Origin of the sequence: Chroococcidiopsis sp. TS-821 (assembly GCF_002939305.1) — a bacterium.
Classification (GTDB): domain Bacteria; phylum Cyanobacteriota; class Cyanobacteriia; order Cyanobacteriales; family Chroococcidiopsidaceae; genus Chroogloeocystis.
Genome location: NZ_MVDI01000011.1, coordinates 55,461 through 74,056, shown reverse-complemented (window position 1 = coordinate 74,056; position 18,596 = coordinate 55,461). Strand labels below are relative to the sequence as shown.

The following is an 18,596-nucleotide window of genomic DNA, read 5'->3' as shown; positions in this document are numbered from 1 at the left end:
TTTTAACTAAACAAAAAATACTAGTTAAATTTTGTTAGTCAACTACCTTTTTAGGATAAAAAAATGCCGTTTTTGGATAGACTTAACGTCTCGAAAACTATTAAGATGATTCAGTATGTTTGCGACAAAGTATTTAATGACACGAAAATTTATAAATAGATAGCTGCGTTCAGGATTTAAGTATCAGTATTTAAATTCGGCGGCTCGTTTGCAATTATCGCTCCAAGTGTGGCTCCGTTTGCAATTATACCGATTCCTTTTATCTTTTGGGGTTCCATAGTATTTCAAAATCGACTTGCACCGCGCTATGCAGATGTCCGTGAAAAAGCAGGTTTGATTAGCAGTCGTTTAACTAATAACCTCTCAGGAATTGCCACGATTAAAAGCTTTACCGCTGAACCCTATGAGCGATCGCGTGTCATAGACGAAAGTGAAGCTTATCGTCGCAGTAACCAAAAAGCGATCGCACATTAGTGCTGCTTTTTCCCCTTGATTCGCTTAATAGTTGTCTTAGGTTTTATTGCCACACTGTTTTTTGGTGGTGTTGCCGTAGCGAATGGTAATATCACAGTGGGAACTTATGGCTTTTTGGTATTTATTGTCCAACTACTGCTATGGCCTTTTGTGTCTTTAAGCCAACTAATGGACGAGTATCAACGCGCCATGGCTTCGATCCGACGAGTGATGCGGCTATTGGATACTCCGATTGCAATTCCCACTGGTAGTCATCCATTACCTTTAAAAGCGGTGCGTGGTGAAGTGCAGCTTGATAACATTACTTTTGCATACAAAGACCGCAATCATGTTCTCAAAAACCTCTCATTGCATATTCCAGCTGGGGCGAATATTGGTATCGTTGGTGCAACAGGTTCGGGTAAAAGTACGCTGGTAAAACTGTTGCTGCGTTTTTATGAAATCCAAGCTGGGCAAATTTTGATTGATGGTATCGATATTCGAGAGTTGCAATTAATAGATTTGCGGCGTTGTATCGGTTGGGTAAGCCAGGATGTGTTTCTATTTCACGGAACAGTCGCCGAAAATATTGCCTATGGTAACTTTGATGCAATTCATGATGATATCGTTCATGCTGCCAAGTTAGCAGAAGCACACGAATTTATAGTGCAACTTCCGCAAGGATACAATACGATTGTTGGCGAACGCGGTCAAAAACTTTCTGGCGGACAACGACAGCGATTAGCAATTGCACGCGCAATTCTCAAAGATCCGCCAATTTTGATTTTGGATGAAGCAACCTCAGCGGTGGATAATGAAACCGAAGCAGCGATTCAAAAATCTTTAGCTGTGATTACACAAAATAGGACAATGATTGCGTTCGCGAAGCGTACTGTAGGTAATCGCGCATCGTCTTTCAACAATTCGGCACAGCGATTGTATCTATGTCATGGATCAAGGGGAAGTTGTCGAACAGGGTACACATGAGGAACTATTAGCACTCAATGGTATCTATGCTGGTTTGTGGCGCGTACAGTCTGGAGTTTTGTCAGACTAAAAAACAAAAATTACTTGCAGATGCCATTCCTCATCTTCGCGAATTAACTGAATTTGTTGAATAAATTCGCGAAAATAAAAGCGACGTTCGGCTTCAGATAAATCTAACCAAAATTGCGGAATTGAAACGGCTTGCGCAACAGAACGTAAATTGACTGGTGGTAAAGTGGCAAGTTGGGTTTGTAATGCGGATATTTCAGTACGAAGTTTGTAGTCTCTTAATTGTGCGGTTTCGGGATCTAAAATTCCTGTGGTAGTTAAATTAGGTAACTGAGCAAGAATTTGTTGTTTGGATGCGATCGCGCTATTTAAAGACTCCTTAACTGCATCTAATTGCGGAAAATTCATACCAGCAACTGCACGGGGCAAGTCTTGACAAACTGTAGCAATTGTGCGTTTCAGAACTTCAGCATACGCGATCGCACGGCATTTTGGACGTTTTGGGCAAAGTGTCGGACGCAAATAAAGATATTCACTCTTTTTTTGGTGCGTCGTGACGCGCACAACTGTCATTGGAGATTGACATTCTTGACAGATAACTAAACCTGCAAGACTGCGCGGCGCACTCGCGGTACGTGGTGGTAAACGTCGATTGCGGCGTAATAATCGATCGACTTGTGCGGCTTCTTCTCTAGAGATAATTGGCACGTGCGTATTGGCAACAACATCACCATTTTGATACGCGGTATCGCCGCGATATACAGGATTAGTTAACCAACGTCGCCCGGTAGTGACAGAAATTTTTTTACCGTATTTTTGGGCTAAATGGCGTACTGCACCGCGTAAGGAACCGTATAGCAAGAAGTGTTCAAAAAAATCTTTGACGATGGGGGAAGCACTGCGGTCTAATGCATATTTGTCTTTACCGCGACGATAACCGTATGGGGCTTTTCCTGGTGGAGGTTGGGCGCTAATGCGATTGCGGGCGTGTCCCTGGCGAATGCGGCGGCTGCGTTGTTCGCGTTGCATTGCTTGCAGCAGTTTGAGCAAGTCGGCTTGGAGATTACTAGGGTTAGTTTGTTCGGTGGTAATAATTTTGATGCTGAGTGCTTGGAGTTGCGTAATGCGATCGCTCACTTCTTGTACTGAATCGCCCAGTTCCTCAATTCTACGGATGAGGAGATATGCGCCTTCTGTTTGGCAGTCTTTAATAAGTTGTTGCAGTTGCGTGCGTTTGCCAAGATCTTGATAGATAGAGTCTATTTCCCAACCCCAAATTGCCGGATCGGGTGGAGATTCTATGAGAGGGTCGCTGTAGGTGTAGGCGATGATTTTCACTGAACGAACCACTTTAGACGCAGAGAGCCCAGAGTTTTAGATTTGGGAGAGTTCGATGATGTTGTTGTCGGGATCTTTGGTGAAGAGCGCAGGTCTACCGGAAGCGCTGGTTTGAATGGGGTAGTTGTGGGCTGTTAGCCGTTGTTTGGCGATGTCTAAGTCGTCTACTGCAAAGGAAATATGAGGGTTGCGTCCCCATTTTTCGGGATTTTGAATTTGTGAAGGAACTGTTGGAGCGACAATGAGGTGCAGTTGAAATTCACCGATTTGATACCATGTTCCTGGGAAATTAAGATTTCGCGCAGTTGATTTAGATAAGCCCAAAACATTGCCATAAAACTCTTCGGCGCGTTGCAAGTCGGTAACGAGAAGTGCTGCATGGAGACATTGAGTGATTTGCATAGTAGTTAGTAGCTAGTGTTCAATGGGACAGGCAAGATCCCTGTAAGTTCCAAAAAAAGCAATATTTAGATTTTGAATCACTTGTACTTATTTTTACTTCTTACGTTTTTTATTTGTTGCAAACTTAATACAAGCGAACGCAGTTAAGAGGGTACCATGGATGTTTCTGAGTTAATCGCACAGTACGTTGCTGGAGAACGCGATTTTAAGGGCATTAATTTGATTGGTATGAGTTTAGTGAAAGTAAATCTCAGTGGTGCTTCGTTACGTGAAGCATCGTTAAGCGAGGCTGACCTCAGTCAAGCAGACTTAGTGGGAACTAATTTTAGAGAAGCTTCCTTGAGTAAAGCAAACTTAAGCGCAGCGAACTTGAGTGGTGCTATCCTCAATGGGGCAAATTTATTTGCAGCAAACCTCAAAGGCGCTAACCTCAGTGGTGCAGAATTAAAGATGGCAGACTTGAAGATGGCAGATTTAAGTGGTGCGGATTTACAAGGGGCAAGTATTTGGGGGGCGACACTGACTGGAGCTAAATTACAAGGAACAATCATGCCAGATGGTACAGTTCATGAGTGATTAGTAACTAGTGGTTATTAATGAGAGTATTTGTGTTAGTTACCAATTACCAAGCGTTACAAAATTTGAGACAATCAAGAAATAGTAGCTAACATACAGCGATACTAGCAAGTAACTTAAAAATTCATTGTCGCCGTGTAATTCGCCCTTGCTGGTAGCTACAATTTTCATTGCGTCTCATCAGGAATCAGAAGATGCCGGACAATTTTAGAAGCCACGTTGTTACTCAAGGCGTACAGCGATCGCCTAATCGTGCAATGCTACGCGCGGTAGGGTTTGGAGATAACGATTTTCTCAAAGCAATTGTTGGAATTGCGAATAGTTACAGCACAATCACTCCCTGCAATATGGGAATTAATCAACTCGCGCAACGCGCAGAAGCAGGGATCCGCGCTGCCGGAGCAATGCCGCAAATGTTCGGTACAATCACCATCAGCGATGGTATCTCGATGGGAACCGAGGGAATGAAATATTCCTTGGTGTCGCGCGAAGTAATTGCAGATTCGATTGAAACTGCGTGTACCGGACAAAGTATGGATGGTGTCCTCGCGATCGGTGGTTGCGATAAAAATATGCCAGGGGCAATGATTGCGATCGCCCGCATGAATATTCCCGCAATTTTTGTCTATGGTGGTACGATCAAGCCTGGACATCATAATGGACGCGATTTAACGATTGTCAGTGCGTTTGAAGCTGTCGGAGAATACAGCGCAGGTAGAATTCCTTACGAAGAACTTTTAGAAGTCGAGCGCAAAGCGTGTCCTGGCGCAGGTTCCTGTGGAGGAATGTATACAGCTAACACAATGTCTTCCGCGTTTGAAGCAATGGGAATGAGTTTGCCCTATTCTTCGACAATGGCAGCTGAAGATGCAGAAAAAGCTGATAGCACCGAAAAATCTGCCTTTGTATTAGTAGAAGCCATTCGCAAACAGTTATTACCTCGACAAATTCTCACGCGCAAAGCGTTTGAAAATGCCATATCAGTCATTATGGCGGTGGGTGGTTCGACGAATGCTGTGTTACATTTACTTGCGATCGCGCATACGGCGGGAGTAGAGTTAACATTGGATGACTTTGAAACAATTCGCGCTCGCGTTCCGGTATTGTGTGACTTAAAACCCAGCGGACAATTTGTCGCGACAGATTTGCATCGTGCGGGTGGAATCCCCCAAGTCATGAAAATGCTACTCGTCCACGATTTACTGCACGGCGATGCACTCACAATTACTGGACAAACGATTGCGGAAGTTTTAGCTGATGTTCCCGCCGAACCACGTCCCGATCAATTTGTGATTCACCCTTGGGATAAACCAATATATCCCCAAGGACACTTAGCAATTTTACGCGGCAATTTAGCCACAGAAGGCGCAGTTGCAAAAATTACAGGCGTGAAAAAGCCCGTGATTACAGGTCCAGCGCGTGTCTTTGAATCAGAAGAAGCTTGTTTAGATGCAATTTTGGCAGGCAAAATCGTTGCTGGTGATGTCGTAGTCATTCGCTACGAAGGTCCTAAAGGGGGTCCTGGAATGCGCGAAATGCTAGCGCCTACAAGTGCAATTATTGGTGCGGGGTTAGGTGACTCGGTAGGATTAATCACCGATGGACGGTTTTCCGGCGGTACTTATGGTATGGTCGTCGGTCACGTTGCGCCAGAAGCAGCAGTAGGAGGTACGATCGCACTTGTGCAAGAAGGGGACATCATCACGATTGATGCACCACAGCGCTTGTTACAACTGCACGTATCCGATGAAGAATTGCGATCGCGCCGGCAAAATTGGCAACCGCGTCCACCACGCTACACTAAAGGTGTTTTAGCGAAATATGCCAAATTGGTATCATCTAGCAGTGTTGGTGCTGTCACCGATTTAGACTTGTAGTAAGTGTTGTAAAGTTGCAGAGTTTTATGCTAAGCGGGTAAACATATACTGTTTAGGGTAGGCACGACACCTACCCCGACAAATTCAGATGTCCCTTGTCAAGCGCGATCGAATTCAACGAAAATGTTGTCGTTAGTCAATTCTAAACCAGTAGACAGAGTAGCAAACTGTACTTGCCTAGCTTTACCTGTACCATCTACGTCAAAGTAGAGCGCACCTGTACCAAGCTGATCGTAAATAAATCGATGACTTGTTGTGGTAGCCGCTGTACCGATAGTAAACTGCGCTGGCGTAATCGTAGTACCTTCTATAAGTCCGCCTCCGAAATTCTTAGTGACAACAACTGTATTGTCATTGATATCGAAGTTGGTGATGTAATCAATTCCCTCTAAAGGAGAGTTAAAGACAAATTGAGTTCCACTACCAAGCGTGTCATTACCCCAGCCTCCTATTAGAATACTGTTGTAACCACCAGCCTGCAGTAAATCGTTGCCAGCGCCACCATAGAGAGTATCATCACCACTACCACTCCTTAAAGTATCGTTACCGTCTCCGCCTCTGAGTAGATCGTTTCCATCGAGTGTATGTAAGTAATCGTTACCTGTTCCACCTATGAGAGTGTCGTTACCGTAACTTATAGCTCCTTTATAATCTACCCAGCCAATTAAAGTATCGTCCCCCGCACCACCATGAAAAATGTTATTTGAATTACTAATAGAATACCCAGATATGAGGTTATTCAGTTGATTGCCAACAGCCAGTAACCCGTCATAGTAAAGATTTTCTAGATTTTCACCTACTATAAGTTCCAGCTAGCACATAAGTATCGTTGGCAGCCCCGCCATATAAACTGTCCTTACCATTACCACCATTGAGATAATCGTTACCACCACTGCCATAAAGCCTGTCAAAACCATTACCACCGTAAAGATAATCGCTGCCATCTCCACCCTTCAAGGTATCTTTACCAGTGTGACCGTAGAGAGAGTCACTACCTGTACCTCCTAACAAACTGTCATTTCCCGTACCACCATAAAGGATGTCGTTACTAGCAAGACCGAATAAAGTGTCGTTACCAGATGGACTCAACGCATTACCACCCCTTGCCCAGCCATAGAGGGTATCCTTTTCTAAGGTTCCATAAATTAAATCTGAGCCTATAGTTCCATAAATAATTGCCATATCTCCCTCTACCTCAGTTACTATGCATATCACCAGCATTCCAACTATGTTTTGCTAATTGGTAGCGGACTCTTCGCTTGTGCTTTAATATCTCTAAAAAACACGATTTTAAAGCTCCCCGCAATTGTTAAATCAAAACTAACTATTCCTAAAGTAGCTAATAATTGTGAGCTATTTATGAGGTAATAAACTTAAAAAAACTTAAACAAATTGACAATGTAGTATTTAATAAGCTGAATTTAATTTTTCCTAAAAATAATCATTAAATACTTTTTTTAAAGTTTAACTTTAATTATTATTTTAAATATGTAATTTAATGTATATGATATTAAGCTTGAGCTAAGCTACTTTCAAGTAATTAAAATTTTTGCTCTCGATAAGCTCAGAATGTTCAGCCCAGTTGCTGCATACTGATTGCGAGAGAAGCCTGAGCTATATACACTGTAGGCTAATAATAATGAATAACTATCGCCTTCCTCCTGGTCAAACGGGTTTACCTGTAATTGGAGAATCGCTATCATTTCTCTTCGATCCGCACTTTATCGAGAAGCGCTATTGCCAGTATGGTTCTATTTTTCGCACTCAAATTATTGGTAGACCTGCTGTGTTTATGATTGGTTCAGAGGCTGTAGAATTTGTTCTTTCTAGCCATATGGATCATTTTTCTTGGCGGGAGGGATGGCCCGATAATTTTAAACTTTTACTCGGAGAATCGCTGTTTGTACAAGATGGTGAGGAACACCGCAAAAATCGCCGTTTAATTATGCCTGCCATGCATGGTACTGCACTAGACAGTTATTTTGGTGCAATGGAGACCCTGACGCAACAATATCTCCAAAAATGGCAACAGAAAGGTGAATTGGTTTGGTATGAAGAATTTAAACACCTGACGTTTGATATAGCTAGTCAACTGTTACTAGGAACAAATACAGGTGCAGAAGCAGCGCGGTTGAGTCAGTTATTTACTACACTGACAGATGGCTTATTTGCTGTGAATCCGCTACGTTTCCCAGGAACAAAATTAGGCAAAGCGATCGCTGCGCGTAATCAAATTTTGCATTACCTCACTCAAGTTGTGAAAGAACGCCAGGAAAATCCGACTAAAGATGCGCTGAGTTTACTCGTACAAGCGCGTGATGAAGATGGAAGCCGAATGAGCGATCGCGAACTAATTGCGCAAGCGATGCTACTGCTTTTTGCGGGTCACGAAACAACAACTGCAATGCTAACGTGGTTGTGTTTAGAATTAGCGCTTCATCCAGAGGTATTACAACGTGCAAGAGATGAGCAGTTTGAGTTAGCTTCACAGGAATTATCGCTAGAACAATTAGGCAAAATGCCTTATCTTGACCAAGTTTTAGCCGAAGTTGAAAGGTTGCATCCTCCAGTTGCAGGAGGCTTTCGTGGTGTCGTCAAGCCATTTGAGTTCCACGGTTATTATGTACCAGCAGGATGGATGGTATCGTATTCGATTAAACTTACCCACCAATTACCAGAAATTTACCCTAAACCACAGCATTTCGATCCTGACCGTTTTAGTCCGCAACGCCAAGAACATAAACAGCGTTCCTACAGTTTAATTGGTTTTGGTGGTGGACCGCGAATTTGTATCGGAATCGCATTCGCCAAAATGGAAATGAAAATTATTGCAGCACATCTACTGCGTAACTATGAATGGAAGCTGTTACCCAATCAAAATCTAGAAGACACCAGATTTCCTACTAGCCGTCCTAAAGATGGATTGCGCGTTCAATTTCAAAAACTAAACTAAGTAAGAGTATAACTTAAAGGTGGTAATTGGTAACTGGTCGTAGGTAATAGTATTTTTTATTTGCTATCCATTACCTATTACCTAACTCAATGTTTAATCTTTCCACTTCTAAGGTGCTTTTAATATGACAACACAAGTAGATAGTGAACTACAGCAAAAAATATATACTAGTTTAGACCAGATAAGAAATGTTTTATTCAATGCGCAGGATCGTCTACAAAATGCTACGCAACAAGCGAAAGAAACTCTAACACAAACTACGGGAAAAGCTATTAAAGCAGTTGATATTCAAAGCGCGATCGCCTCGACTGTGAGTGATTGGCTACAAGATCATCCAACAATTTTACGCTTGGCAGAAATCTTTATTTGGGGGATTGAGCATCCAATTATTAGTCTAATTGTATTGTTGTTTGTCGTTGCGATCTCCTGGAGTTTAATAAAAGCAATTGGTCGTCTTATCGATCGGTTAGTAACATCTTTATGGCAAGCACCATTAAAATTACTTCAAGTAGGGACTATCTCTATTTTTCATACATTGCATAATTTAGGAAGATTAATGCTCAACAAGCCTACTGAACAATTAACTTTACAACAAAGTAGTTTAGTTGTTAAAGATAAATATCAACAACTTACTGAAATTTCTACTAAATTAGAAGCACTTCACCAAGAACAAAATGAACTTTTAAAAGCATTAATGGAACTATTAAGCGATGAAAAAGTACTTTTCCGTGAAAAGGATAAGTAGATTTAAAGAATTAGTTCAGCATGATTTTGCTAGTAAAAAGTACTTTATTTAACTTAATTTGGGTTCTGCAATATATACGCTAGTGCAGTATTTTAGTTGAACTATTCCTCGTTCATTGCAACTCTGATAATATAAGTGCTTTAAGCTTGCCATAAGTTGCTGTTTTGCTAGTTCTTCATTGGGTATGTAAGAAACACTTAAAGCTCGACCTATTAACCCAGGTAAATCTAATTCTTGCTTGTAGGTAAACTCGTATTGTTGAATATTAACAAAGTATGGATTTATAAATAGTGGTTCTACCGATTTAAAACGCGATTCTGCAGGATGATTGCTAGAAGCTTGGCGTAATAATTCGCTATACTCCGCAGTAAAACTATCTTGGCGATCGCGCTCGTTCCAGACAAGTGCTAATCGTCCTGTCGGTTTTTTTAAAATGCGGTAAAATTCTTGCAAGCTTGGCTCAGGATTAAACCAATGAAATGCCTGAAAGCAAGTGACTACATCGACAAAATTACTAGGTAAATGCGTCACTTCTGCCGTTCCGTCACGAAATTCCATGAGTTGGTGAGACTCTGCCATTTCTCGCATCGCGGCGTTTGGTTCAATCGCTATAACTTGCACTCCTCGTTGGGCTAGTAATCGCGAGGAAATACCTGTTCCTGCACCAATGTCTGCTACTATTACTTGCGATGTCTCTAATCCTTGCAGAATAACGTCAATCGCTTCAGATGGATAACCAGGGCGATACTTGGCATAATCAGCGGCTCTATCAGAAAAGCGCGTCAGCGGACTTAAAGTGTATAACGGTGCGGCATCAGAAATAGATTCGCTCATGACTGATTGTAGAGAAGTGCGACTGCATTTGCTGCTGGATTTTATCGCATTCTAATACGACATGGATGTATGGCAGCTTGCCGTAGGTTACCACAAAGTCACTGATGAAAAAGTTTGGGAGAAGTTCTGACACCTGATTTGGGATTATTTTAGAATTATTGAATTTCCTAAACAAGATACTTGAATATATAAATTTTCCAAAAAAGGCTGTATTTAACTTTGTCCGCAATGGTTTTTGCCAGAGTGAGAAGTAGATGCTGCAAATTTGTAAACCGACTTCTTTAACTACTGATCCCGTAAATGATTTGCTTAAGTAAATACGAAGGGGAAGATTTGAAATATAAGCAATTGCTGCGATCGTCGAGACCTACAGCATGATGCTTGCTGCGCGTCTACAAAAAACAAAAAACAGCCACTTCTCTTAGGAAGCAGCTGCTATAAATGAGCAGGCAAAATTCCCGCCCCACAGTAAGTAGAATTACTAATTAGTAATCAAAATCTCCGCCGCCCATACCAGCACCAGCACCAGCTGCAGCATTCTCTTTTGGTTCTGGCTTATCAACGACAATACACTCAGTAGTCAAAACCATACCAGCGATCGATGCAGCGTTTTGTAATGCCGAACGAGTTACTTTAGCAGGGTCAACGATACCAGCTTCAAACATATCAACAAACTCATTGGTTGCAGCGTTGAAGCCAACATTGAAATCTTTTTCTTTAACGCGCTCAGCAATCACAGCACCATTTTGACCAGCATTCTCTGCAATCCGCTTGAGTGGTGCAGACAAGGCGCGAGAAACAATCATTGCACCAATTAATTCTTCGCCTTGAAGATTACTGCTAGCCCAAGTTTCCAACTCAGGAGCTAAGTGAGCTAGAGTTGTACCGCCACCAGGAACAATACCTTCTTCTACAGCGGCTTTAGTTGCGTTGATCGCATCTTCCAGGCGCAGCTTGCGGTCTTTCATTTCGGTTTCGGTAGCTGCACCAACTTTCACAACCGCAACTCCACCAGCAAGTTTCGCTAGTCGCTCTTGTAGTTTCTCTTTGTCGTAGGAAGACTCGGTTTCTTCCATTTGACGACGAATTTGCTCGCAACGAGCCTTAACAGCTTGCTCGTTACCTTCCGCAACGATTGTGGTGTTGTCTTTGGTAATTGTGACACGGCGAGCTTTACCGAGCATATCCAGCTTGGTATTTTCTAGCTTCAAACCAGCGTCTTCTGTAATCACTTGAGCACCGGTGAGAACGGCAATATCTTCGAGCATTGCTTTGCGGCGATCGCCAAAGCCAGGAGCTTTTACCGCAGCTACGTTTAATACGCCACGTAAGCGGTTAACAACGAGAGTGGCTAGCGCTTCTTTCTCGATGTCCTCTGCGATAATAATTAACGGACGACCCGAACGTGCAACTTGCTCTAGTACTGGTACTAAATCTTGTACCAAGGTAATCTTCTTATCGGTCAGCAGGAGAAAAGGCTCATCAAAGACAGCTTCCATCCGCTCCGGATCGGTAGCAAAATAAGGCGAGATGTAGCCTTTGTCAAAGCGCATCCCTTCGGTAATTTCAAGTTCAGTCGTCATCGACTTTCCTTCTTCGAGGGAAATGACGCCTTCCTTACCGACTTTATCCATCGCATCAGCGATCATCTGACCGACTTCTTCGTCGTTACCAGCGCTAATGGCACCAACTTGTGCGATCGCCTTAGAATCTTCTACTGGACGCGCGTGTTCAGCAATTTTTTCTACTAAGAAATGGGTTGCTTTATCAATTCCACGCTTGAGTGCGATCGCGTTAGCACCTGCGGCGACGTTGCGTAAGCCTTCTTTAACCATGGCATGCGCCAAAACGGTTGCGGTAGTTGTACCGTCACCAGCAGCATCATTAGTTTTAGAAGCAGCTTGGCGAATCAGCGAAACACCGGTATTTTCTACGTGATCTTCTAATTCAATTTCTTTAGCAATTGTTACGCCGTCGTTGACAATTTGTGGTGCGCCAAACTTCTTCTCGAGCACTACGTTGCGTCCTTTTGGACCTAGAGTGACAGCAACAGATTCAGCTAAAATATCCATACCCTTTTCCAGGGCACGACGAGCGTTTTCGTTGTAAATAATGCGCTTTGCCATAGTTATCTATGATGTTGGTAATTGGTAACTGGTAATTGGTAACTGGTAATTGGTAATTGGTTTAACGATTACCTATTAGCCATTAGCTAACTACTGCAAGGATGTCTTTTTCGGACAACAGCACATATTCATCCGTACCAAGTTTGATGTCTGTACCTGCGTACTTCGAGTAAAGGACTTTGTCGCCGACTTTGATTTCCATTTCCTGGCGCGAACCGTCGTCGTTGCGTTTACCAGGACCGATCGCGACAACTTCTCCGACCTGTGGCTTTTCTTTGGCGGTATCGGGTAAGTATAATCCGCCTGCGGTTTTCTCTTCGGATGCGCTGACTTTAACAAATACACGGTCAGCTAAAGGCTTAACTGTGGAAACACTTAGAGATACTGCTGCCATACAAAATTTTCTGCTTTTAGCACTCTCAACTCCTGAGTGCTAATTTAGCGAACAGCGCGCGCAATCGCAACAAAATCATTGGTACGGTTTACCGAACTTCTCTAAAATCGTCAACTCTTCCGTATAGATACTGAACCGAATTTTTGTTGTCCTGACTACATTAAACGTTGTGTAATTTTCACCTAACAGTGGAGGGTTAGGTTGTGAAATACTTCTGTTCACCGAGTACCTTAGCGTTCTTGCAAGGACATAAATTTTTTAGAGTACATCGGGGTGCATTCTAACGTATGAGGCTAGATAAGTTTATGCAGCAAGCTAAACTCAACAACAAACTGACCCGCCGCAATTTTCTCAATTACTCGGTTGCGACTGCTGCAGCTACTGCTTTGGGTGAATTGCTCTTTTCTTTAAAAGGACATTCAGCAACTCGACCAAATATTTTGTTGATTACAGCTGACGATTTAGGACAAACGCTAGGTTGTTACGGGGATAAACTAGCACGAACACCTAATATCGATCGACTTGCGAGTGAAGGTATTCAATTTCTCAATAGCTACGTTACTCAAGCGTCTTGCAGTTCCTCACGTAGCAGTCTCTTTACTGGACTTTACCCTCACCAAACAGGTGGATTGCCAAATGAGCCAGTTGGACAAATTGGACTTGCTTACCCTAACAGTGGCTACGCCATGGCTTCTAGAGTGGTTACTCTACCTCAATTGCTGAAAGCTGCAGGGTACCGTACGGGAATTATTGGCAAGCTGCACGTTTATCCAGAGACCTCATTTCCTTTTGACCTTAACATACCACCAACAAAAATTAACACGCGCAACATTCAATTAGTAGCGCAACGCGCAGGAGAATTTTTTGCACAACAACCGCAACAGCCATTTTTCTTAGTAGTCAGCTACAGCGACCCTCATACTCCTTTTGAAACTCAGTTCAAAAATTATCCTGAACAACCTTATAGTTCTACAGAGGTACCGCCATTTGCTTGGCAAGGTGTCGATACTCCAGCGATGCGCGAAAGAACAGCAGGTTATTACAATGGTGTAGCTCGCTTGGATGCAGGAATTGGATTACTGCTCAATCAGCTCAATCGGCAAGGACTAGACCGAAATACATTGGTTATCTTTTTGGGAGATCACGGTCCAGGCTTTGTACGGGCTAAAGGAAGCTGTTATGAAGCTGGCTTGAGAATTCCGCTACTCATACGTTGGTCTGGTAAAATTTCACCTAATTTAGTAGAATCTGCCTTTGTTTCTAATATCGACATCTTGCCTACAGTATTACAGGCTGTCGGAATAAAAATCCCCAAAGTGTCAGGGCGATCGCTGTTTCCACTTTTCCAGCAAAACGCAGCAGGCTGGCGCAATTTTATTTTTGCAGAATACACGAGCCACGTGAAGACGCACTTTTATCCACGTCGTAGTATTCGAGGTAAACGTTTCAAATACATTCTCAATTTGTTGCCCGATCGTCAAAACCCTTATATTACAGTCGATCGAGATCCAGCTTTCGCCGAATCACGACAACTACCTGCAAGAAATCGAGCCAGATTAGCTCTAGATACGTGTTTAAACCCACCTGCTGAGGAGTTATACGATCTGCACGACGATCCATACGAATTTAATAATTTAGCTGGTAAATTGGGCTATCAAAACACTCAGAATTTTTTAAGAAGCGAACTGTTGAAGTGGCGTCAACAAACTGCCGATTCACTGCTCGACCCCGCAGTCTTAGCAGCTATGGTCGAAGCACACTATTCGTAGATTGAATAAGTGGGGTAACTTGGGGACTGTAGTAAATATAAATGACTTAACAGTTCCCCCCAATACCTTAATGATTCCCCTAACTCAGGCTAAAACCCTGACCCCTGCTATGACAAAATACAACTTGAGTGAGTTATGAATATCTGCGACATGACAGCGCAATACGTTACACCTCGCTGAACCGTTTAGAACTTAGAATTGCTGTAATCTTACGGCATCCACTCTAAGACAATTCCAACGCGGCTATCGTTACTTTGATGAGATGTTTGTTTTTGAAAATCAGTAGAAATACGTAGATTTGGCGTGACAGCATAGCCGACAGATAGTGTCGTTAAAGCTACTTCAGTATCCGAACCCAGGGCTACCCAACTTTGAGTGAGCGAGATATCTGCTGCACCATTGCGAGAGAGAACTAACAGAAGTCGCGCGCCAAGATTAAGTCCTTCAATAAGATAAGCATCAGTTTCTAAGTAACGATACCCTATAACTGGTGCAACGTTGATGTAGCTACCCAAAGGACGCAAGTAATAGCGCAAATCTGCCCCGTATGCGATGCGATCGCGATTAAAAGCTGCGTGATATTCGCCACTTATAGTAAAACGAGTGTTACTAACAAAAACATCTTCAACTCCGAGGGTGATTCCTGTGGCGTGCGTCGATGGAAACAAAGCATAACCTAAGCGGAAACGCGTGCGAAAACTAGGATCGTGCGTGATTTCCTCTAATATATTTGGTACTTGCTCGCGCCAGCGCTGTAAAACTGGGCTATCTTCAATGTCTGAACTCAAATCTAAATCAGATGCACGGGGAGAGGGAGAAACTTGTGGTTGACTGTGGGCGGGAGTCAATAATTGCAGGTAAAAAAGAAAGCTCAAAATGATGAATAAGCGATCGCGCATTTCTTAGCGTCTGTAACTGTTCACAAAAAAAAGTGGCTCTGCGCTTTGCAGAACCACCGCAGCGGAGCAAAACTTGAAAATTTTAACGCACTGTACCTTGTTGTGTTGCTACATCGATTGGCTTAATCAGGTACAAACGTAAGAATTGCCAGCCATTCGCAACGTATAGCGGTAGTTTTTGGAAAAATTGTAAGAATTTAGGTGTTTTAGAGTTGACGATCGCACTCAATTTCTCGTTGTTCTTAACACAGATATCGAGTCGGCGATAAAAATCAGGGTGCTCGACGTTTAGGATGATTGGGAATACGCGTCCTGCAGTTTCGTTGGTTTTCTGAATGACGTAAACGTCATAATCCCGTGCATTCAGACCAATTGCGGCATAAAATCCAGCACGTTGGATATCGTTGAGATACATTGTCGCAAATACTGATAGCAAGAAGAAGCGACACCACAACCGCGCTTTCCAATCATTCAGAAACTGGGGCTGACTACGCATCAGTGCATCAAAGAAATCGCCATGGCGGTTTTCGTCTTGACACCAGTTTTCAAAGAAGCGGAAGATTGGATAGATACGGTTTTCTGGATGTGCAGCTAAGTGACGGTAGATCGTGATGTACCGCCAGTAACCAATTTTTTCAGATAGATACGTCGCATAGAAGATAAACTTTGGTTTGAAGAACGTATACTTACGACTCTTCGTCAAAAAGCCCAAATCTAGCGACAAATTGAAGTCTGACAGCGCTTTATTTAAGAAGCCTGCATGACGTGCTTCATCGCGCGACATCAAGGCAAACGATTCAGCAAGGAGAGGGTTCTTATCTTTGAGACGACGGCTGAGTTCTTTGTACAACAGAAAGCCGGAAAACTCTGCAGTGCAAGAACGCTCTAAAAATTCGACAAATAAGCGGCGAGTTTCACCGTCGATATGCTCCCAAGATTGCTCAAACTCCGCGTCTCGAACGAAGTGATGGCGATTGTAGTCGGTACGGAACTCTTCTAAAAGCGCTTTGAGTTCCTCTTCGTTCACTGAGAGATCCATCCGCGCCATCTCGTCGAAATCTGTTGTATAAAATCGCGGCGTCAGCAGGGTTTCCTTTGCGGGTACTTTCACCCCTGGGCGCATTTCTTCAAATTCTGCTGGTTTTTTAAGCGAATCAACCATAGTTTTTATTTGCCCTTTTCTGCTGTGGTTTTGTGCCTGGGGCTGTTGAGTGAATGACTAAATAACAATTGATAAAGCTTAGTCTACCAAGGCTTAGGGGTAGGAAAAACACTAATTTAGTTAAGAGTTGCAACACGCTGTCAATTTTTTTAACAAATTTGCGATCGCTTGCTACAGCAAATAACTGCGCGACGTAGCAGCCATACCAGAAGTTGAAAGTTAAAGCTAAGGTAATAAAAAGAGAAGTATGCAACTTATTTAACAGAAAGGTTAGAAGTACTGAGGACAGAAAGCAGTTTATGTCTATCTTCTGGCAAAGAACCAGAAATTCCTCTATTCACAAGTAAGTAAAAGTCTAACTCCTCAGCCTCCTGCCTTATTCACCTCCAGCGACTTTTACCATAAACCTATATTCTAGATACGTATGAAAACAGGAGATTCCCAACTACCAGTAAAGCCACCAAATAAAGTAAGTAGTGCTTATCTATTATGGCTAGGCTGTCTATTACAGCTAAATGGACTACACCGTCTTTACAACGGCAAAATCATCACAGGATTAATCTGGCTCGGTACTTTTGGTTTATTTGGTGTCGGGCAAGTCATTGACTTATTTTTAATTCCCCGCATGGTTGACGAGTATAATACAAAACTTAGAACAAAAATGGGCTTATCTCCGTATGGCGTGCCATTGGCTCAACCGACATTTGTTACTAATGTTGTGAGACCGTCCCGCGAGCAGTTGATGGTTCAGCTGGTGCGCGCAGCGGCAAAACGTGGTGGGAAGATCTCAGTAACGCAGGGCGTGATGGATACTGGGGCTAGCTTTATCGAAGTAGAATCAACGCTTAAAGAAATGCTCAAAACAGGATATGTCGGAATCGATAATGACCCCGACACAGGTGTTATTATTTACATATTTCTAGAAATGTAGGTGGAAATAGGGACAGAGATCTGAGAGTAAAGCAATCAATGCTTTGCGTTGACGTAATAGTTTCTTGTTCTGGATATATCGATCTGTTTTTCTGAGAGTTGCGATGGGTTAGTTGTCCCTCCTCCTTATTCTTAACTCCCTGAGTTCAATTTCGAGATAACCACTTTTGACCATTTAAGCGCTGCATCACGCCAAATACCATTAAGTCAAGCGTTATCCGGCGCTCGTCAATCAAAAATGGCTCAATCGCGCTAGGTTTAGAACCTTCGTAGCAAGAAAACGCGCGTTGTCCTTGGATACTTTCTTCCGGAAAATAGATATTAAACTGTCGTCGTCCTTCTAGCCAAGAACCTTTCACCTGCCAGCATTCATCGGTTATTCCAGCCACATTGATCTTTTCTTTAGTAAACTTCAGATCCAAGTCTTGAACGCCTTCTTTAGCAAGTGCTTTTTGCAGAGCCGGAAGGTAGTCCTGTTGGATGAATTCGGCAAAAGGCTTATCTTCAACCGCGGGGGGTTTTTCTTTTTTTGCTTTAGGGGCGGGTTTATCGCCAGCAGCTTTTGCAGCAGGAGGAGCTTTTTTCGCTGCTGGTTTAGCAGCAGGAGTTTCTTCTGATTGTTCAGCAGTTGATGCTTTGTCTGCTGATTCGGCTTTAGCAGCATTTGGGTTGACTTCAGGATTTGCTGCTTGCGGATCGGGAGCATTTGCAGAGGGGATGTCTGTGGTTTCAGGTTCATCCGTACTGTGAAGATTTTCTGATACAACGCTAGGCGCTTGTTCCTCTACAGTACTAGGGGGAGCTTCCTTTCCCGCCGTTTTTCCTTCAGGGGCTTTAGCAACGTTAGGTTTTTCTTCTCCATTTGTCGTTGGAGTTTGTTCGTCTGCCATTGCTCAGGTTAATCCTTTGTCTAGCTTTAAGCGCGATCGCTTCGCTTCACGCACGCTTGTTGATTTACTACTTTAAATATTGACACAGAATCACCACAATCACTTCCAAGACAAATAGTTTCAGGAAGAGTGGTAAGGTGAATCTCACAGTAAAAAGTAGAGCCACAGCAAATAGTACGACTCTACGACAAAAGATTATTTATGAATTGATTACGCGTTGAGTTGTAATTTACTCATCTTGATTTCAACGAC

General features: G+C 42.9%; 16 protein-coding genes and 1 pseudogene. 7 read left to right on the top strand and 10 right to left on the bottom strand.

The features are described 5' to 3' along the window. Positions 1–183 precede the first annotated feature (183 nt). Positions 184–1,510, top strand: a pseudogene (locus B1A85_RS20280) (ABC transporter ATP-binding protein); the annotation flags it as partial. Here B1A85_RS20280 and B1A85_RS20275 read toward each other — a convergent pair. Next, positions 1,507–2,787 carry a recombinase family protein gene (locus B1A85_RS20275; RefSeq protein WP_104548593.1) on the bottom strand — a complete coding sequence of 427 codons (1,281 nt, stop codon included), beginning with the start codon at positions 2,785–2,787 and terminating at the stop codon, positions 1,507–1,509. The pseudogene B1A85_RS20280 and the gene B1A85_RS20275 overlap by 4 nt on opposite strands. Positions 2,788–2,823: 36 nt before the next feature. After that, positions 2,824–3,189 (bottom strand): VOC family protein, encoded by a 366-nt coding sequence (locus tag B1A85_RS20270; protein ID WP_104548543.1) that lies wholly within the window; start codon positions 3,187–3,189, stop codon positions 2,824–2,826. 156 nt (positions 3,190–3,345) lie between these two features. On the opposite strand from B1A85_RS20270, the gene B1A85_RS20265 reads away from it, so the two are divergent. Together B1A85_RS20265 and ilvD are read left to right on the top strand one after the other, a co-directional pair. Beyond that, positions 3,346–3,765 (top strand): pentapeptide repeat-containing protein, encoded by a 420-nt coding sequence (locus B1A85_RS20265; protein WP_104548542.1) that lies wholly within the window; start codon positions 3,346–3,348, stop codon positions 3,763–3,765. Positions 3,766–3,959: 194 nt separating this feature from the next. After that, positions 3,960–5,642: a dihydroxy-acid dehydratase gene (gene ilvD / locus B1A85_RS20260; protein ID WP_104548541.1), complete on the top strand. Its 1,683-nt coding sequence runs from the start codon at positions 3,960–3,962 to the stop codon at positions 5,640–5,642. Between the two features lie 98 nt (positions 5,643–5,740). Here ilvD and B1A85_RS26325 read toward each other — a convergent pair whose 3' ends face one another. Beyond that, positions 5,741–6,358: a calcium-binding protein gene (locus B1A85_RS26325; protein WP_371681697.1), complete on the bottom strand. Its 618-nt coding sequence runs from the start codon at positions 6,356–6,358 to the stop codon at positions 5,741–5,743. A gap of 76 nt (positions 6,359–6,434) precedes the next feature. After that, positions 6,435–6,824 (bottom strand): calcium-binding protein, encoded by a 390-nt coding sequence (locus tag B1A85_RS24920; RefSeq protein ID WP_246841484.1) that lies wholly within the window; start codon positions 6,822–6,824, stop codon positions 6,435–6,437. A gap of 457 nt (positions 6,825–7,281) precedes the next feature. Here B1A85_RS24920 and B1A85_RS20250 point away from each other — a divergent pair, with 457 nt between their 5' ends. Both B1A85_RS20250 and B1A85_RS20245 read left to right on the top strand, forming a co-directional pair. Continuing rightward, positions 7,282–8,595: a cytochrome P450 gene (locus B1A85_RS20250; RefSeq protein ID WP_104548540.1), complete on the top strand. Its 1,314-nt coding sequence runs from the start codon at positions 7,282–7,284 to the stop codon at positions 8,593–8,595. A 124-nt stretch (positions 8,596–8,719) separates the two neighbouring features. Further along, positions 8,720–9,340, top strand: a complete 621-nt coding sequence (locus B1A85_RS20245; protein ID WP_104548539.1) for a hypothetical protein — start codon at positions 8,720–8,722, stop codon at positions 9,338–9,340. Between the two features lie 48 nt (positions 9,341–9,388). Here the strand turns inward: B1A85_RS20245 and B1A85_RS20240 are convergent, their stop codons facing one another. The 3 genes from B1A85_RS20240 to groES all read right to left on the bottom strand — a co-directional run bounded on the left by B1A85_RS20240 (position 9,389) and on the right by groES (position 12,694). Beyond that, positions 9,389–10,174 carry a class I SAM-dependent methyltransferase gene (locus B1A85_RS20240; RefSeq protein WP_104548538.1) on the bottom strand — a complete coding sequence of 262 codons (786 nt, stop codon included), beginning with the start codon at positions 10,172–10,174 and terminating at the stop codon, positions 9,389–9,391. A gap of 485 nt (positions 10,175–10,659) precedes the next feature. After that, positions 10,660–12,300 carry a chaperonin GroEL gene (groL, locus tag B1A85_RS20235; RefSeq protein ID WP_104548537.1) on the bottom strand — a complete coding sequence of 547 codons (1,641 nt, stop codon included), beginning with the start codon at positions 12,298–12,300 and terminating at the stop codon, positions 10,660–10,662. An 82-nt stretch (positions 12,301–12,382) separates the two neighbouring features. Continuing rightward, positions 12,383–12,694: a co-chaperone GroES gene (gene groES / locus B1A85_RS20230; protein WP_104548536.1), complete on the bottom strand. Its 312-nt coding sequence runs from the start codon at positions 12,692–12,694 to the stop codon at positions 12,383–12,385. A gap of 305 nt (positions 12,695–12,999) precedes the next feature. Here groES and B1A85_RS20225 point away from each other — a divergent pair, with 305 nt between their 5' ends. Continuing rightward, positions 13,000–14,463, top strand: a complete 1,464-nt coding sequence (locus tag B1A85_RS20225) for a sulfatase (RefSeq protein WP_168192447.1) — start codon at positions 13,000–13,002, stop codon at positions 14,461–14,463. Positions 14,464–14,672: 209 nt separating this feature from the next. On the opposite strand, the gene B1A85_RS20220 is transcribed toward B1A85_RS20225, so the two are convergent. Both B1A85_RS20220 and acsF read right to left on the bottom strand, forming a co-directional pair. After that, positions 14,673–15,362, bottom strand: coding sequence for a hypothetical protein (locus B1A85_RS20220; RefSeq protein WP_104548534.1), 690 nt, complete (start codon positions 15,360–15,362; stop codon positions 14,673–14,675). An 82-nt stretch (positions 15,363–15,444) separates the two neighbouring features. Then, positions 15,445–16,524 carry a magnesium-protoporphyrin IX monomethyl ester (oxidative) cyclase gene (acsF, locus tag B1A85_RS20215; protein ID WP_104548533.1) on the bottom strand — a complete coding sequence of 360 codons (1,080 nt, stop codon included), beginning with the start codon at positions 16,522–16,524 and terminating at the stop codon, positions 15,445–15,447. 424 nt (positions 16,525–16,948) lie between these two features. On the opposite strand from acsF, the gene B1A85_RS20205 reads away from it, so the two are divergent. Continuing rightward, a complete protein-coding gene (locus tag B1A85_RS20205) occupies positions 16,949–17,455 on the top strand; it encodes a TM2 domain-containing protein (RefSeq protein ID WP_104548531.1) in 507 nt (168 codons plus the stop codon). Positions 17,456–17,600: 145 nt separating this feature from the next. Here B1A85_RS20205 and B1A85_RS20200 read toward each other — a convergent pair whose 3' ends face one another. Next, positions 17,601–18,344, bottom strand: a complete 744-nt coding sequence (locus tag B1A85_RS20200; protein ID WP_104548530.1) for a DUF2996 domain-containing protein — start codon at positions 18,342–18,344, stop codon at positions 17,601–17,603. Positions 18,345–18,596: the final 252 nt, after the last annotated feature.

What these genes read in the sequence shown, in the direction of transcription:
- B1A85_RS20270 (WP_104548543.1), bottom strand. Translation starts at nt 3,189, where the DNA reads ATGCAAATCACTCAATGTCTCCATGCAGCACTTCTCGTTACCGACTTG.
- B1A85_RS20265 (WP_104548542.1), top strand. Translation starts at nt 3,346, where the DNA reads ATGGATGTTTCTGAGTTAATCGCACAGTACGTTGCTGGAGAACGCGAT.
- ilvD (WP_104548541.1), top strand. Translation starts at nt 3,960, where the DNA reads ATGCCGGACAATTTTAGAAGCCACGTTGTTACTCAAGGCGTACAGCGA.
- B1A85_RS24920 (WP_246841484.1), bottom strand. Translation starts at nt 6,824, where the DNA reads ATGGCAATTATTTATGGAACTATAGGCTCAGATTTAATTTATGGAACC.
- B1A85_RS20250 (WP_104548540.1), top strand. Translation starts at nt 7,282, where the DNA reads ATGAATAACTATCGCCTTCCTCCTGGTCAAACGGGTTTACCTGTAATT.
- B1A85_RS20245 (WP_104548539.1), top strand. Translation starts at nt 8,720, where the DNA reads ATGACAACACAAGTAGATAGTGAACTACAGCAAAAAATATATACTAGT.
- B1A85_RS20240 (WP_104548538.1), bottom strand. Translation starts at nt 10,174, where the DNA reads ATGAGCGAATCTATTTCTGATGCCGCACCGTTATACACTTTAAGTCCG.
- groL (WP_104548537.1), bottom strand. Translation starts at nt 12,300, where the DNA reads ATGGCAAAGCGCATTATTTACAACGAAAACGCTCGTCGTGCCCTGGAA.
- groES (WP_104548536.1), bottom strand. Translation starts at nt 12,694, where the DNA reads ATGGCAGCAGTATCTCTAAGTGTTTCCACAGTTAAGCCTTTAGCTGAC.
- B1A85_RS20225 (WP_168192447.1), top strand. Translation starts at nt 13,000, where the DNA reads ATGCAGCAAGCTAAACTCAACAACAAACTGACCCGCCGCAATTTTCTC.
- B1A85_RS20220 (WP_104548534.1), bottom strand. Translation starts at nt 15,362, where the DNA reads ATGCGCGATCGCTTATTCATCATTTTGAGCTTTCTTTTTTACCTGCAA.
- acsF (WP_104548533.1), bottom strand. Translation starts at nt 16,524, where the DNA reads ATGGTTGATTCGCTTAAAAAACCAGCAGAATTTGAAGAAATGCGCCCA.
- B1A85_RS20205 (WP_104548531.1), top strand. Translation starts at nt 16,949, where the DNA reads ATGAAAACAGGAGATTCCCAACTACCAGTAAAGCCACCAAATAAAGTA.
- B1A85_RS20200 (WP_104548530.1), bottom strand. Translation starts at nt 18,344, where the DNA reads ATGGCAGACGAACAAACTCCAACGACAAATGGAGAAGAAAAACCTAAC.